12 protein-coding genes are annotated in these 15,433 nt (G+C 68.7%); 4 read left to right on the forward strand and 8 right to left on the reverse strand.

Features of this window, described 5'->3' with window-relative positions; genetic code table 11:
• Window positions 1–195: 195 nt before the first annotated feature.
• From adh to eccCb, 6 genes are all read right to left on the reverse strand, one after another.
• The gene (adh, locus tag ACJEIK_RS22370; RefSeq protein ID WP_020101488.1) at window positions 196–1,719 is read right to left on the reverse strand and encodes an aldehyde dehydrogenase; all 1,524 of its coding nucleotides are present in this window, start codon (window positions 1,717–1,719) and stop codon (window positions 196–198) included.
• Between the two features lie 113 nt (window positions 1,720–1,832).
• A complete protein-coding gene (locus ACJEIK_RS22375; protein ID WP_020101487.1) occupies window positions 1,833–3,125 on the reverse strand; it encodes a GAF domain-containing protein in 1,293 nt (430 codons plus the stop codon).
• 162 nt (window positions 3,126–3,287) lie between these two features.
• A complete protein-coding gene (locus ACJEIK_RS22380; protein ID WP_020101486.1) occupies window positions 3,288–3,584 on the reverse strand; it encodes a WXG100 family type VII secretion target in 297 nt (98 codons plus the stop codon).
• A 13-nt stretch (window positions 3,585–3,597) separates the two neighbouring features.
• A complete protein-coding gene (locus tag ACJEIK_RS22385; RefSeq protein ID WP_064859830.1) occupies window positions 3,598–3,921 on the reverse strand; it encodes a WXG100 family type VII secretion target in 324 nt (107 codons plus the stop codon).
• Window positions 3,922–3,994: 73 nt separating this feature from the next.
• Window positions 3,995–5,137 carry a type VII secretion-associated protein gene (locus tag ACJEIK_RS22390; RefSeq protein ID WP_064859814.1) on the reverse strand — a complete coding sequence of 381 codons (1,143 nt, stop codon included), beginning with the start codon at window positions 5,135–5,137 and terminating at the stop codon, window positions 3,995–3,997.
• On the reverse strand, window positions 5,134–8,706 hold the full coding sequence (eccCb, locus tag ACJEIK_RS22395) for a type VII secretion protein EccCb (RefSeq protein WP_064859813.1): 3,573 nt from the start codon (window positions 8,704–8,706) through the stop codon (window positions 5,134–5,136). Before eccCb ends, ACJEIK_RS22390 begins: the two co-directional genes overlap by 4 nt.
• A gap of 108 nt (window positions 8,707–8,814) precedes the next feature.
• On the opposite strand from eccCb, the gene eccD reads away from it, so the two are divergent.
• The 4 genes from eccD (at window position 8,815) to ACJEIK_RS22415 (ending at window position 12,835) form a co-directional block, all read left to right on the forward strand.
• Window positions 8,815–10,083, forward strand: a complete 1,269-nt coding sequence (eccD, locus tag ACJEIK_RS22400) for a type VII secretion integral membrane protein EccD (RefSeq protein ID WP_133425281.1) — start codon at window positions 8,815–8,817, stop codon at window positions 10,081–10,083.
• Window positions 10,035–11,384 carry a type VII secretion-associated serine protease mycosin gene (gene mycP, locus ACJEIK_RS22405; RefSeq protein WP_133425282.1) on the forward strand — a complete coding sequence of 450 codons (1,350 nt, stop codon included), beginning with the start codon at window positions 10,035–10,037 and terminating at the stop codon, window positions 11,382–11,384. The genes eccD and mycP overlap by 49 nt, the downstream gene beginning before the upstream one ends.
• Window positions 11,385–11,489: 105 nt before the next feature.
• Entirely contained in the window at window positions 11,490–12,095 is a 606-nt protein-coding gene (locus tag ACJEIK_RS22410; RefSeq protein ID WP_133425283.1) for a TetR/AcrR family transcriptional regulator, read from the forward strand.
• 47 nt (window positions 12,096–12,142) lie between these two features.
• Window positions 12,143–12,835: a DUF308 domain-containing protein gene (locus tag ACJEIK_RS22415; protein WP_244602407.1), complete on the forward strand. Its 693-nt coding sequence runs from the start codon at window positions 12,143–12,145 to the stop codon at window positions 12,833–12,835.
• Here the strand turns inward: ACJEIK_RS22415 and ACJEIK_RS22420 are convergent.
• Both ACJEIK_RS22420 and eccB read right to left on the reverse strand, forming a co-directional pair.
• Window positions 12,824–13,936, reverse strand: coding sequence for a glutamate--cysteine ligase (locus ACJEIK_RS22420; RefSeq protein WP_064859999.1), 1,113 nt, complete (start codon window positions 13,934–13,936; stop codon window positions 12,824–12,826). The two genes, ACJEIK_RS22415 and ACJEIK_RS22420, sit on opposite strands and share 12 nt — an antisense overlap.
• Before the next feature lie 47 nt (window positions 13,937–13,983).
• Window positions 13,984–15,333, reverse strand: coding sequence for a type VII secretion protein EccB (gene eccB / locus ACJEIK_RS22425; RefSeq protein ID WP_409430320.1), 1,350 nt, complete (start codon window positions 15,331–15,333; stop codon window positions 13,984–13,986).
• Window positions 15,334–15,433: the final 100 nt, after the last annotated feature.

Raw genomic sequence — 15,433 nt, forward strand, 5'->3', positions numbered from 1 at the left:
TGCCCCCCAGGAGTCTTCTGGTGCCGGCCTTGATCATTGTGTCGCCGAACGCTTTTGGAAAGCGTCGACCGAGAAAGGAAGCGAGCGCCCGCGCATTCGGGGGGTACGCGGGCGCTCGCGGTTCGTGGGAGCTACGCGCTTCGTTTCCTTGCGCGCTCGCTCATCAGAGTGCTCGTTTCCTCGCGCGAGCGCTCGTCAGAAGAACCCCTGGGCCTTCGTCGAGTACGAGACGAGCAGGTTCTTCGTCTGCTGGTAGTGGTCCAGCATCATCTTGTGGTTCTCGCGGCCGATTCCGGACTGCTTGTAACCGCCGAACGCGGCGTGCGCGGGGTACATGTGGTAGCAGTTGGTCCACACGCGGCCGGCCTTGATGTCGCGGCCCGCCCGGTAGGCGACGTTGCCGTTGCGCGACCACACGCCGGCGCCGAGGCCGTACAGGGTGTTGTTGGCGATCGAGATGGCGTCGTCGTAGTCCTTGAACGACGTCACCGACAGCACCGGCCCGAAGATCTCCTCCTGGAAGATGCGCATGCCGTTGTGGCCGGAGAACACCGTCGGCGTCACGTAGTAGCCGCCGTTGAGGTCGCCACCCAGCTCGGCCCGCTCGCCACCGGTGATCAGCTGTGCCCCTTCGGACTTGCCGATCTCGATGTAGGACAGGATCTTCTCCAGCTGGTCGTTGGAGGCCTGCGCGCCGATCATGGTCTCGGTGTCCAGCGGGTCGCCCTGGCGGACGGCCTTGGTGCGGATGGCGGCCAGCGCCAGGAACTCGTCGAAGATGTCGGCCTGGATCAGGCTGCGCGACGGGCAGGTGCAGACCTCGCCCTGGTTCAGCGCGAACATGGTGAAGCCTTCGAGCGCCTTGTCCTGGAAGTCGTCGTTGGCGGCCATGATGTCGTTGAAGAAGATGTTCGGGCTCTTGCCACCCAGCTCCAGGGTGACCGGGATCAGGTTCTGGCTGGCGTACTGCATGATCAGCCGGCCCGTGGTGGTCTCACCGGTGAAGGCGATCTTGGCGATGCGGTTGCTCGACGCGAGCGGCTTGCCGGCCTCGACGCCAAAACCGTTGACCACGTTGACAACACCCGCCGGCAGCAGGTCGCCGATGAGCGAGAACAGGTACATGATCGACGCCGGGGTCTGCTCGGCGGGCTTGAGCACGATCGCGTTGCCGGCAGCCAGCGCGGGGGCCAGCTTCCAGACGGCCATCAGGATCGGGAAGTTCCAGGGGATGATCTGGCCGACGACGCCGAGCGGCTCATGGAAGTGGTAGGCGACGGTGTCGTCGTCGATCTCGGAGATCGAGCCTTCCTGGGCCCGCAGCACGCCCGCGAAGTAGCGGAAGTGATCGACGGCCAACGGGATGTCGGCGTTCAGGGTCTCGCGGACCGGCTTGCCGTTGTCCCAGGACTCGGCGACGGCGATGGCCTCGAGGTTCTGCTCCATGCGGTCGGCGATGAGGTTGAGCACCCGGGCGCGGGCGGCCGGCGAGGTCTTGCCCCAGGCCGGCGCGGCGGCGTGCGCGGCGTCCAGCGCCTTCTCGATGTCGGATTCGTCCGAGCGGGCAATCTCGATGAACACCTCACCCGTGACCGGGGTACGGTTCTCGAAGTAGCGACCGGCAGCGGGTGCCACCCACTCGCCGCCGATGAAGTTGTCGTAGCGGGCCGGGTAGGTCATCACCGAACCCTCGGCACCGGGACGCGCGTAAACAGTCATGGGTTCACTCCTCCAGTGGGTGACAAAACACAGATGTGCTGCTGGTCACTAACGGTACGCAGAAGTGGGTTGCAACACAGTTGCATCGTTGAACGCGATGGAACCGGAGCCCGTCAGCCGAGGTCGGCGTCCAATCCCGCCAGGTGCCCGACCGCCTGCGCCCGCACCACCGCGTCCGCCGACGGGTGGTTGCGCAGTAACTGCCAGCCGTGCCGGTCGTCGCGGCCGTCGGGCAGCGCCAGCCACCGGCGCAACAGGCCAACATGTCCGGCCGCGGACGCCGACAGCACCGCGGTCCGCAGGCTCTCCCCCAGCTCGGTGCGCAACCGGGCGATCGCCGGCGACACCGACTGCGGCAGCAGCGCACCCGAGTAGTGGGACAGCGCGGCGTCGACATCACCGCGGTGCAGCGCGGCGAAGACATCGGCGACGTCACTGTCGATCGGGGTGAGCAGCCGGTAGGGCCGCGACGCCACGTACTGGGCGCCGATGACCCGGCGCAGGCGGGACATCTCGACGCGGATGGTGACCGAGTCAAGATCGTTGTCGTCCAACAACATTGCGAGATGGTCGGCGCTCAGACCCTCGGGATGACGGCTCAGCAGAACCAGGATGTCGGCGTGCCGGCCGCTCAGGGTGTGCTGGCGCGGTTGTCCGTCGTCGCCGGTGGCGACCCAGCGCGGACGGTCACCGCCCAGCACCGTCAGGCGAGCCATGGTCACCGGACTCGGCGTGGGCTGCAGCAGCCGCTGCAGCGCCAGGTGGTTCTCGATGGCCATCACCGTCGCGCGCACCAGGCCCAGGGTCTGGGCCGAGGCAATCTGGCTGTCACCGGTGAGGTCGACGCAGCCGATGAGCTCGCCCGTCGTCGGGTCGTGCACCGGCACCGCCGTGCAGGTCCAGGGCTGCACCAGGCGGGCGAAGTGTTCCGAGCCGTGGATCTGCAGTTCCCGGTCCAGCGCCAGCGCGGTGCCCGGAGCGTTGGTGCCGGCGCTGCGCTCGCTCCAGTTGGCGCCGGCCACGAAGTTCATGGCCTCGCCCCGGCTCAGGGCCGTCTTGTCGCCCTCGACCCACAGCAGGGTGCCGTCGGCGGCGGCCACCGCCACCATGACACCGCTGTCCTTGGCGTCCTCGACCAGCAGTTTCCGGATCACCGGCAAGGCGGCCGCGATGGGTTGTTCGGCGCGCAGCTGGTCCAGGGTCTTGGGCACGACGGGCGTGAACTGCGCACCGCCGAGGTCGGGGTCCACGCCCGTGGCCAGGCTGCGGCGCCAGCTGTCGGCGATGACGGGACGGACGGCCGCGGGGTCCAGGTGCTGGGCGTCGATCTCGCCGGTGACGAACCGCTGGTGTACCGCGCGCAGCGTCGAGCCGGCCGGCGACCCCTCGGTGCGGCTGGTTCCCACGACACTCACACTCCTCGCAGGTCGGATACACACCTGCGTGGCCGCCAGGGTAGTCGACCTGGGTGTTCTAAGACACAAGTTGGGCCCTGCGCGCGGCATGACTGTGTGGTCCCGCCCCCGGCTCTCCTCCGGGGGCGGGACCACACAGGGCTTGTGGTGAGGCTAGAAGACCCAGTCGCCCGCCGCGCGCCGGTCGGTCGCGGCGATGTCATCGGCGCCGTCGCGGACGGCGTTGCCGAGGCTGTGCAGGATGTCGTTGAGGGCGGCCGCCGACTGGTTCCAGCGGGCCTGTTCGGCCTGGAACGCCTCGGCCGCCTCCCGGGTCCAGGTCTGCTGCAGTGGCGCGACCAGGTGCCGGAGCTCTTCCAGCGACGTGTTCATCCGTGCCGAGGTGGCATGGATTTGTTGGCGGACGGTGAACTCGATCTCGCCGAAGTGGTACGACAGTGCCGGTTGCATATGCCTTGTCCCGTCAGATCGCGTGGCCGGTGGCGCCGATGCGCTGGGCATGGTCGTCAGCGGCCTGGCTCAGCACCGCCGCGTTGGCCCGGATGGTCTCGGCGATACGTTGCAGTGACGCATGCAGTTTCATCGATTCGCCGTTCCACCGGCTCACCACGTCCTGGAATCTGGTCGCCGCGGCGCCGCCCCATACCGTCGGCGGGATGGCGGTCATCTGACCGATGAAATTGCCGAGCATGGCCCGAATCTCCTCGTTGCGGACCTCGACCTTGCCGGCGATGCCCGTCATCAGATCGAAATCGGTAGTCAGAGCGCCACTTTCCGGAGCTGTCATGATTTCCTCTCCATTGGTTTGATTGTTCAGACGTTTGCCGACGGCGTTCGGTTCCATTGCCGCCCAGGTTTTTTCAATCGGTCCGGCGCGCGGAGCGGATCGCGGTGTCGCAGGCCGCTTGGACGGCTGCGCCCTGGCACCCCACGGCGATCCGGACCGGGCCGTCAAGCAGCACCGACCAGTCGACGGTCCGCGCGCCGCGCACCTCGCGATACCGCACGGCCGCGCGTCCGGCACTAACCGCGGCCTCCTGGAAATCCAGGATGATCCCTCTGGGCAGCTTCGCCGACGCCTCCCGCAGCGCCCGCGCCGCCACCTCGAGCGTCTGCTCCTGGGGCACCACCGACTGGGTGAGGTGGATGATCTGCCCGCGGTCATCGGGCGAAATGATCTGCAGCCGAGCCGAACCCGCGCCGGCAACCGCCCGATCAACCGTCCAGCGCGCCGGGACCTGTACCGCCACCCGGCCCTCCACGAGCCAGGAAAATTCCGGGTCGGTGGCAGCGGCGACCGCAGGCGCCGGGCCGTCACGGGTGGACAGGCCCAGTCCCCCGGCACCGAGGACGGCGACGGCCGCCGCGAAGCCGATCGCGATGTGTGCCCGCGCCAGACGTGGTCGGGCCGTGGTCGGTGGCGGGTGCGTGTCGGCGTCTGTGCGCAGGTCGTCGCAGCTGAGAATCTCGGCCGGGACACCCTGATCCTGCAGCAGCGCTTGGATTTCGGCGGCCAGGGGTGCGCCATCGGGGACGCCGATGGGCGCATCGATCACCACCCGGGTGTCCCACGTGGTGCGCGCGATGACGGCCTCGGCGGTGGCGCTGTCGGTGCGTCGTACGACCGACGCGGCCGATCCCGGACGGGAGATCGTCACGAGCTCCTCCCCCAGTTCGACGACCGCGCAATCGGGTTCACCGCCGGCCGCCCGGAGTGCGTCGGTTCTCCGCGCTATGACAACGTGGGAAACGCGGCTGGGGACCGCGGCCCGAACCCGCTCGATCCGCGACGGCGACCACCAGGTCGGGCACACCACCGTGACGGCCGATGCGGTACCTGTCGCCGCGGTCATGGCATCGCGCCAGATGCGTTCGGCGGGAACGACTGTGGCATCGAGCACACCCAGCGGCTCGTCGATGCACTCCAGGGCCGACGCGACCAGGTCAGCGTCGATATCCGCCGGCCCGATGATGGTCGTCGGGCCCACCACCACGACTGTCACGGTGGTTCGGTCCAGCCGATCTGGACCAGCTGATCGGTTTGGCCACGGCGCACGACGACGGCCCGGCCAGGAGGCAGCGTCATCGGCCGCGCGGCGCCGAGCAGCGGCCCTTCATCCGGGCTGGTGCTCATGATGATGCCCGTCGCGCCCAGGTCGCGCATGCGCGACAGGAGCGGGTCGAACATGGCGCGTGCGGCACCGCCGGAGCGGCGGGCGACCACGACGTGGAGCCCGATGTCCGAGGCGTGCGGCAGCAGGTCGAGCAAAGGGTTCAGCGGATTCCCCGCGGCACCCACGACCAGGTCGTAATCGTCGACCACGACCTGGATTTCGGGACCGGACCACCAGGAGCGGTCGCGCAACTGCTGCTGCGTGACACCGGGTCCCGGCAGCCTCGCGGTGAGCAGGGTCAGCGCAGCGGCGAGTTCGGCAGCGGTCGTCACGGCCGACATCGCGTAGCCGCACAGGTACGGCGGTTCCACCACCCCCAACAGTGACCGCCGGTAGTCGACGATCAGCAGCTGCGCCCGAGCGGGATCGGTCTGTCCGGTGATCGCGCGGCACAGCGTCCGCAGCGCCGACGTCTTGCCACAGCCCGTGTCGCCCAACAGGATCAGGTACGGATCGGCGCCCATGTCCAGCGCGAACGGTTGCAGGTCCTCTTCAGAGACGCCGATGACGTACCGCGGCGGTCGTTCCGTGGTGGCCGGTAGCTCGGCGTAATCGACGCGCTGCGGCAACAATTCGATCTGGGGCGCGGGCTCTTGATCGGTGAGCGTCACGTCGAGCTGCGGCCGCGCGACCACGAACTCCTTACCGTCTTTGGTGAGGCCCCGGCCAGGAGGACAGGTGGCCAGCAGATGGGCACGGCGGCGGTCCATCTCGGACTCTGCCGGATCACCCAGCCGCAATTCGATCCGGGTGCCCAGGTGGTCTTTCAGCATCGGCCGCAGTTCCGCCCACCGATTCGCGGTCAGGACCACGTGGACCCCGACCGACAGGCCTTGCGCCGACAGCGCGGTGATGGGGTCCTCCAGTGCGTCGAATTCGCGACGCAGCGTGGCCCAGCCGTCGACCGCCAGGACGACCTCACCGTAATTGTCCGGAAAACGGGCCTCGGGCCCGTGCTGCTGCCGAAAGTCCTGGCGCCGGCGGCACACCGATAACAGCTGGGACACGATGCGCCGCAATAACTCCGGCTCGTTCCGACCGGCGACGGTGCCGACGTGCGGGTGCTGTCGCAACGCCGTCAGCGCACCGTCGCCCAGATCGAGGCCGTAGACGCTGAGGCCGTCGGCAGGCGCGGTCACAGCGAGGCCCAGTAGCAACGTCTGCAGCGCAACGGATTTCCCCGAGCGCGGGCCGCCCACGATGGCCACGTGCCCGCCGGACCCACTGAGGTCGGCAACGAGCGGCTCGCGGCGCTGCTGAAACGGGTTGTCCACTAATCCGATCGGGACCCGCAGCGGACCGCCTTCGCTGCCGGCCGCCAGCAGCTCGGACAACGCGGGCGAATTCGTGAGGGGCGGCAGCCAGACCGGATGAGCGCGCGCACCGCGACCGGTCAGCCGGCGCAAGGTCGTGTCCATCAGCGTCGGCCCGGCCGGCGGGTCAGGCGTGACCACCGGGGCCTCGACGGTGAACAGGCGCGGAACCGGGCGTTCGTCGTGGCTCTGTGGGACCGGCCCCGAGACGAATGCAGTGTGAAATCGCACCAGCTTTCCGTCTGCGGTGCGCAGCAACCCCGCACCCGGCGTTCCGGGCAGCTCGTGTGCGTCGGTGACCCCGATGACGGCCCGCGACTCCGCCGCCGAGAACGTCTTGAGGCAGACCCGGTACGAGAGGTGGGTGTCCAGTCCGCGCAGGCGACCCTCGTCGAGACGCTGGCTGGCCAGCAGGAGATGAACGCCCAGTGATCGACCGAGGCGGCCGATGGCGACGAACAGCTCCGCGAAATCCGGATGCTGGCTGAGCAATTCGGAGAACTCATCGACCACGATGAACAGGGCAGGCAGCGGTGGCAGGTCGGCGCCCGCCGCGCGTGCCCGCCGGTGGTCGCCGATTCCGGACAGGTTCCCGGCCGCCCGCAACAGTCCTTGGCGCCGTGTCAGCTCGCCGGCGAGGGCGTCGTGCATCCGGGCGACCAGATGTGCTTCCTGCGCCAAGTTGGTGATGACGGCCGCGACGTGGTTGGCCTGTTCGAAGCCGAGAAACGTTGCACCGCCTTTGAAGTCGACGAGGATCAGATTGAGCTCGTCCGGCGAGTGGGTGCTGATCAGACCCAGGGTCAGGGTGCGCAGGAACTCGGATTTGCCGGAACCTGTTGCGCCGATGCACAAGCCGTGCGGACCCATGCCGTGCTCGGCCGGTTCCTTGAGGTCGAGCTCGACCGTCGCACCGGTGTCGTCGGTACCGATCGGCACCCGCAGCCGATGCCGGGCCGGACGAATCGGCCACCCGTCCCCCGCCACGTCCACGCCGACGAACGTCGTCCGATCATGGTGTCGGCGTGCGTTGTCCGCACCGACGGCCAGGCGGTAGCGCGCCACACGTCGTCCGCAGGTCTCTGCTTGTGCGGCCGTGAGCACGTCGGCGGTCGAGCAGGGCGGAAGCGTCGACGCCGTACCCGGCGCGCCGAGCACCAGCAGTGTCACCGCGTCGGTGTCCACGAAGACGGCGGCCGCCGGACTGTCGACCAGCACCACCAGATGACACCCGGCGATGGCAGTGACGGCACCGAGGTCCGTAAACCGCAGCGGCTGCCCGCTGAGCACGCCCGAGCGATAGTGGTGCGGTAGCCATTTCAGCCAGTCCCACTCGGCCGATCCGGCGACCGCGGCGATCTTCAGCTGGTCGGGTCCATGCCACATAGCCAGCTGGCACGCCATGGCGCGCGCCTGTCCCCGTGGATCATCGCCGCCGACGTCGATCCGCCGCAGCCGATTGACGACGACCGTCACCGGGACATCGGGCACGGTCGCGGCGGTTCGTAGCAGCCGATCGAGTGCCGAGGCGGTCAGCGGATCCGTCGTCCCGTCGCCGGTGGCGGGTACCGGAACGAGTCTGGTGTTGAGTGGGCGTTCCCCGATCCCGACGCGGATTTCGGTGAAATCGTCGTCGTTCCAACGGCGTTGCCACATCCGTTCGGAGCCGGCGAGCGTCCACAGCGTGTCAGGCGGCGGGTGGTTCTGATGTAGTACCCGATGCTGCTCGGCTGCGGTTCGCTCCGCGCACTCACCGATCGCGTCGAGATACACCAGGTACTCACGCCGATCTGCGTCGATCTCACCTGCCCGGCGCGCACCGCGCGACCCGAGGACAGTGCTGCCGACCAGCGACAGCACCATCATCGCCGGAAACAGTAGGAACATCGGATTCCGGCCGGTGGCCGAACCCGAACGGAAGTAGAACACCATCATGCCGGCCATCGCCAACAGCATGAGCACGGGTGCGACTCGGGTGACGACGTTGCCCGACGACAATCGCGGCACCTGTGGTGGTGTCCGGACCTCGATGTCTTCCGCATCCACTGGGACTACGGGAGATCGTGCGACTCTGGTGAATTCCATCGAACTATCAGACGTACCCCGACACCGTTCGGTTCCATCGATTTTCGTGTCGGGTAGGGACCCGATTCGCGGTTACGGTGAGATCGGCATGTCGATCCGGGGGGCGCGATGTCTGAAGCAGTGTGTCGGCTATCCGTACGGACCGACAGTGAACGCACCAGCGACACCACCGATCTGGTGCTGCCTGCGGGCGCCGCGGTGGACGCGTTGCTCCCTGACATCGTGGCGCTGGCACATGCGCGCGCGCCGGAAGGCGTGAGTTGGCACCTGAGCCGGGCTGCCGGGGATCCGATCGACGGGTCATTATCGTTGCGGCAAAACGGAGTTCACGACGGTGACATCCTGGAGCTGCGGCGAAGCACGGTGCCGGAGTTCGGCACGCTCCGGAGGCACACGGCGACCATGGCCGCCGACCAGGCGCCTCGCGATGCCACCGGCCATCTGGTCGGGCCCGTGCTCTGTCTGTGGGCGGTGACCGCCGCGTCCGTGCTGCTGCTCTGGTCTGCTGCGCGCGGCGACCACTTCACGGCAGCCACTGTCGGTTGCGGTGGTGCGCTGGCTGCAGTGGCGATGTCATGGCGGTCCGGCCGGGCGGCGTGGCCGGCCGCCGCCGTCGTGCTCGCTTTCGCGGCGGGTTTCTCGGCCGTACCGGGTGGCCCGGCGGCGCCCAACGTCCTGCTCGGATCGGCGACGGCGTTCGCGGTGGCCCTCGTTCTGCTACGGATCGGTGTGCTTCCCGTATCCGTTGCGGCCGTGGCCTTTACGATGCCGACAATGGTGGCGACCGTTGCGGCGAGCATGTGGTCGGTGGCGCTGGCCAGTACCGGGGTGGCCACCACCGTGGCGGCATTTGTGGTGCTGTCGGCCGCGCCGCGGTGCGCTGTCACCGTCGCGGGACTCACGCCGCGCTCGGCGACGGTCACCGACGGCGATCCGCAACGGATCGAGCTGGCGCAGCGGGTGCTCACGGCGATGGTCGTGGGCGCGGCCGCTGCCGCGGCGGCCGGCGCCGTCGTGGTTGCAATGGGCGCCGTCCATGAGTCCCGGACCTCGACGGTGGTGTTCATCTGGGTGGCGACGGCCGCGATTGCGCTGCGGGCACCGTCCTATCGGCATCCGGCACGGCGGTGGGCGGTCATGGTCGCGGGAATGGTCTGTACCACTGCGGCTTTGGTCGTCACCGCGATGGCATTCCCCGGCTGGGCCGCCTGGCTCGGCGGCGGCGTCATCGCGGTGGTGCTGGGCGCTCAGCGGATCGGACGGGTGAGTGCCACGGTGGGCCGAGGCTTTGTACATCTCGAATACGTGGCACTGGTCGCCGTGCCGGCATGCGCACTCTGGACCGCAGATGTTTTCCGCCTGGCGCGTGGCCTGTGAGCGCCCTGCGACGGGTCATCGCTGTCGCCTTGACGATCACCATCGCGTCGGCCGCTCCGTGCGCACATGCCATCGCGCCGAAACCGGTTGATCACAGCCAACTTCCCGGACCCGCGGCCCCGGCGCCGCCCGGTAGGACCGAACAATCGGACCGGTGTGCGACGGCGAAGCCGGCTGATGCCCGTCCCGCAGACCAACCCGACATGCTCAATCTTGCTGCGGTGTGGCCGCTTTCCCGCGGCAGCGGACAGCTGGTGGCAGTGATCGACACCGGCGTGGCCCGGCACCGACTGCTCCCCCGCCTGGTCGCCGGCGGTGACTACGTCTCGTCCGGGGACGGTACGCAGGACTGCGACGGCCACGGTACGGCGATCGCCGGACTGATCGGCGCCGTTGCCCCGGACAACGGGACCTTCAGCGGTGCGGCACCCGACGCCACGATCCTGGCGATTCGACAGTCCAGCAACAAGTTCCGGCTGACCGACGATCATGAGATATCAGGGGTGGGTGATGTCGAGACGCTCGCCCGTGCGGTGCGCTCGGCCGCCGACGCGGGCGCCACTGTCATCAACATCTCGTCGGTCGCCTGCATGCCCGCCGCGGACCCGCTCGACGACCGGTCGTTGGGCGCCGCCCTGGCCTATGCGGTCGATGTCCGCAATGTCGTGGTCGTCGCGGCGGCGGGCAACGCCAGCGGTGACTGCGCGGGGCAGAACCCGCTGTCCGATCCCAAACGGCCGGGCACGCCGGACTGGGACACGGTGCACACCGTCGTCAGCCCGGGCTGGTACGACGACTACGTGCTCACCGTCGGATCGGTCAGCCCGAACGGGACGCCGTCGCCATTCAGCCTGGCCGGACCCTGGGTCGACGTCGCCGCGCCCGGCGAGTCGGTGGTGTCACTGAGCGCGCAGGGCGACGGACTGGTCGACAGCCGGCCCGACGGGCGCCCGCTGTCGGGCAGCAGCTACGCCGCACCCGTCGTCAGTGGTGTTGTCGCACTGGTGCGTTCGCGACTGCCACAATTGTCGGCCCGCCAGGTGATGGCCCGTATCGAAGACACCGCGCGCCATCCGGCCGACGGCTGGAACCCCCAGATCGGCCGCGGCGTGGTCGACCCGTTGGCCGCGGTCAGCGGCGGTGTGCCGACACCCGCCCCGGCGCGGGTGTCGACCGGGCAGAGTGCGCCGGCGTCCGGCTCCGATCATCGGCCGTCGCGGCGCATCGCCTTCCTCGGCACCGCAATCTGCATCGCGGTGGCGGCTGTCGCCGCGACCGGGCGGCGCCGGTCACCGCGATAGGCAACCGAAGGTCATTGCGTGTGCAGGTCGGCGAAAACAGATTCAGATGGCGTCCGTCCGCCCCCACCTTGACGCCCCTACCTACTAGTAGGTAGGCTAGCTTGCGTGGCACGAGCTCCGTCGACAGCAGACGAAATCCTTACTCACGCAGAAAGACTCATCATCGCCGGCGGCTACAACGGCTTCAGCTACGCCGACATCGCGAACGAAATCGGCATCCGCAAGCCGAGCATTCACCACCACTTCCCCACCAAGGCCGATCTTGTCCGGACCCTGGTGAGCCGTTACCGGCAGGAGGCCCTCGCCGGAATCGCCGAGATAGAACGCCACGTCGGCGATCCCATCGGCATGCTGCGTAGCTACGTCGATTACTGGCGCGCCTGCATCGCGGACGCGAGCCATCCATTTTGCGTCTGCGCCCTCCTGGCCGGCGAACTACCTTCCCTCCCGGAGCAAGTCGCCGACGAGGTGACCGCTCACTTTCGCGCACTGTCGGCGTGGCTGACGTCGGTTCTCGAGCGGGGCGCCGAGCAGCAACTGATTCGAATCGAGACAAGTCCCGGCGTCGACGCCGAGGTGTTCATGGCCACCGTGCACGGGGCGATGCTGTCCGCCCGCGCCTACGGCGATGCCGCAACGTTCGCCACCGTCGTAACCCCTCTGGTCAACCGACTCGACGCGATGGGCTCCACTCCGACGGCAACTGCGTGAACACCACGGCGGCAGCACCAATGACGAACAAGTCGTCGAAGTGAGCAATGCGGCGCACCCGCCGAAACCGATTCGTCGCGGCGATCGAAATCATTGAGAGGAAACCCATCATGTCAATCCACCAAGCAAGCCCGTCCGAGACCGACCGTGAGCAGTGGTTGAAGGTCTACTACTTCGTTCGCGCAGCCTTCTCCTTCGCCTGGGTAGCTGGCGCGCTGACGCTCGCCCAGCACAGCCTTCCGCTGGCCTCGGGGTGGCTCATCCTCTATCCGCTGTGGGACGCCGCCGCGAATTTCTGGGATGCCGCGCGAAGCGGTGGACTGGCGCAAAACCGCAGCCAGTTGATCAACGTTGCGGTCAGTCTGATCGTCACCGTCGTGGCTGCCTACGCCCTGTTCGCGGGTACGACGTGGGTACTCGCGGTCTTCGGCGCGTGGGCCACCCTTGCCGGGTTGCTGCAACTCATCACCGCCATTCGACGTTGGAAGGTCGGCGCGCAGTGGGCGATGGTCCTCAGCGGCGGCCAGTCGGCGCTTGTCGGGGGCCTGTTCATCACCCAGGCTCACACGCCGACCATCGAGTCGGTCAAGACCCTTGCCGGATACGCGGCGATGGGCGCGATCTACTTTCTCATTTCAGCGGTCTGGCTGACGGTGAAGGCCAAGCGCACCAAGGCAATAGGTGTCCCGCACGACGGGGACGCACGCACCGCGAAGCTCAGTCGACGGTCACGGGGCTAGCGGATCGAACGTCGTTGTCGCCGTGGCCAATTCGGACATGACATCGCCGACATCTTTGCGGCGTCGCCAGGCCCGACGCTGCCGCATGGCCCCGTTGCCCTGCTCGGCGATGCGGGCCAACTCGTCGCGGGCCATGTCATAGTCACCCAGCGCTTCGAGGGCCGGGCGGAGGTTCTCGATGAATCCGGCGAGCAGAACCCGGGCCGGCGCCATCGAGCAGTCGCCCGCCAAGTCGATCGCCTCGCCGTCGAGCCCGTCATGCGCCGCCTTCCAGTGCGCGGCGCGCAGCGTCCAATCAGCAAGGCGTGGTATCGGTTTCCCACGTTCCTTCGCGTCCAGCGCCGTCATCACCGCGGCCCGGATGAGCGTGGCCAGTAACACGGTCTCGGCCACTGTTGCCGGCACATCGGCCACGCGCACCTCGACGGTCGGGAAATTGGCAGACGGCCGCACATCCCAATAGAGCATGCCGTCGTCGAGCACCGCACCGGCCCGCGTCAGGGTGTTGGTGACGGCGTCGTAGTCCTCGACCGAGTCGAAGTATGGTGGCGGTCCGGCGCTCGGCCAGCGGGTCCACAGCACGCCCCGGAAGCTGGCGTAACCGCTGTCGGTGTTGCGGTAGATCGCGGAGTTCGCGCTCAGCGCGAGGAGCGGGTGCAGATAGGGCCGAAGCCGGTTACTGACGTCGACAGCCGCCGCCCGACTGGGCACCTCGACGTGCACGTGACACCCGCAGATGCCCTGTTCATGAGCGATCATGCCGAACCGATCGGCGATGCGGGCATACCGCTCTTTGGTTGTCACCGGGAACGCGTGCGGCACCGTCGGCGGTAGCGCGACGGCCAGCAGCCGCGCCCGCTGCGCTTCCGCCGACTCGGTGGCGACGCGACGCAGCCGGGTCAGTTCCGCACGCAGATCGCCGCTAGTGGTCATCACCGCGGTGGTGGTCTCGACCTGGCACCTGGTCAACTCGAGCTGTAGGTCGACACCGCGCGCGGCCGCATATTCCGCGACCGCCTGGTTGCGCGGTAGGGGCGCACCGTCACGGTGATCGACGAGGAGAAACTCCTCCTCCACCCCGAAAGTCGGCACGTCGGTCATGGCACCCGGAATGCCCCCGAGGCCACCATGGCAAACCTGCCGCGTCGCTACGGCGACAGGCCGTCGCGCAGCACCTCGGCCGCCGCCACACTCAATTCGGGCCCGCCCGGCAACCGGGCCAGCAGCGGCCACGGTGCGGGCAGCGGCGCACCCTCCACCCCGAGATACTTCGCCGTCTCGGCATCGTGGATGCCGTACCGCACGCCACTGTCCGTCACCAGGTACAGCGGTCCGGTCACCGATCCACCGGTCACCCCGGTGGCGTGCACGTACGCATACCGGCCCGGCGGTAATGCCACGGCATCGATGTTCGGACCGTCGCCGTCCTCCTGCGCCAGCGCCACCGCGGCCGCATCCGGTTTCCCTTGCACGACAACGGTATCCGCACGATCGCCGTCGGCCCGCCACCGTGCGCAGACCGGGGCCTCGCTCGGCAGTGGCGGGCTCGCCTGGTCCGGAAACGTCGACACCGCAAGGTCATGGACAGCGGGAATGCCGGCGATGGCCGCCGGCGGCACGGTGCGAAGGTCACCGTCGGCCACTCCATGGGTGAACCGGATGACATCGGCCGCCACGTCGCCGACGCGCTGCAGACCGCCGCCGAGGACCACGTGATGTTCGGGAGCGTCGGCGCGGCTCACCCGCAGCACCTGCCCGACAACGAAGCCGCCCGGCCCCGTCCTGCCGAGCCCCGGAATCGACGGCGCGGTGATCGCGGGCAGCTCGGGCAGCAGGTCGAGAAATGATCGCGACACCGGCCGGGGCGTCACGCCGTCGAGCCGCAGCGCCCGGACCACCGCGAGGTCACGCAGGTCCACCGCGGCGCGCTTGCCGCCGTACAGCAGATACGTGGCGGCCAGGTGCTCACCCGCCGCCGTCGCCAAGATGGGCCGCGCACCGTCAGGTCCGATCGTGTCCGTACCGGCGATCATTACCGTCGTTCCGTTGTCACACACCTGCCACGACGTCGCCGCGAGCGGCCGGCCCAATTGTGCTGGTGCACCCGGGATTCCGACGAGCGGGCCGCGCGGTGCGCCCGCGATCGCCTCGGCGTCGACCGCTACCGGGTTGGCTGCGGAGTTGGCGACGAGCCGCGCGGACGCGAGATTCAGGGCGGGATGCCACGTCGACCCGACCCGCACGTACAGCGCGCCGGTGTCCCGGACCATGACGATGGGCGCGTCTCCCAGCCGGCCCGCCGGTGAGGCGATCGCGATCACCGCGCATACTGCCACCGCCAGCAGTGCGGCGAGCCAGCCCGCCGCGTACGAAATCGATTGCGCGCGAATGGGTTCGTCGACCATCGCCGCGTCGCCACGCACCAGTGCGTGGATCAGCCGCCGCGTCTGAAAGCGCCGGCCGCTGGCCTCCAGTTGCGCGCCCTGCCCCCGAGCCATGTCCATCCCCCGGCTAGCAGCCTAACCGCGGGCAGACGCATGCCCCGACACCAATTCTCGCCAGGGATTTGTGCACGATTTTCCGCGCCAACCGCGGAAA

This window comes from Mycobacterium sp. SMC-16, from assembly GCF_046250085.1.
In the GTDB taxonomy this organism is placed as follows: Bacteria; Actinomycetota; Actinomycetes; order Mycobacteriales; family Mycobacteriaceae; genus Mycobacterium; species Mycobacterium phocaicum.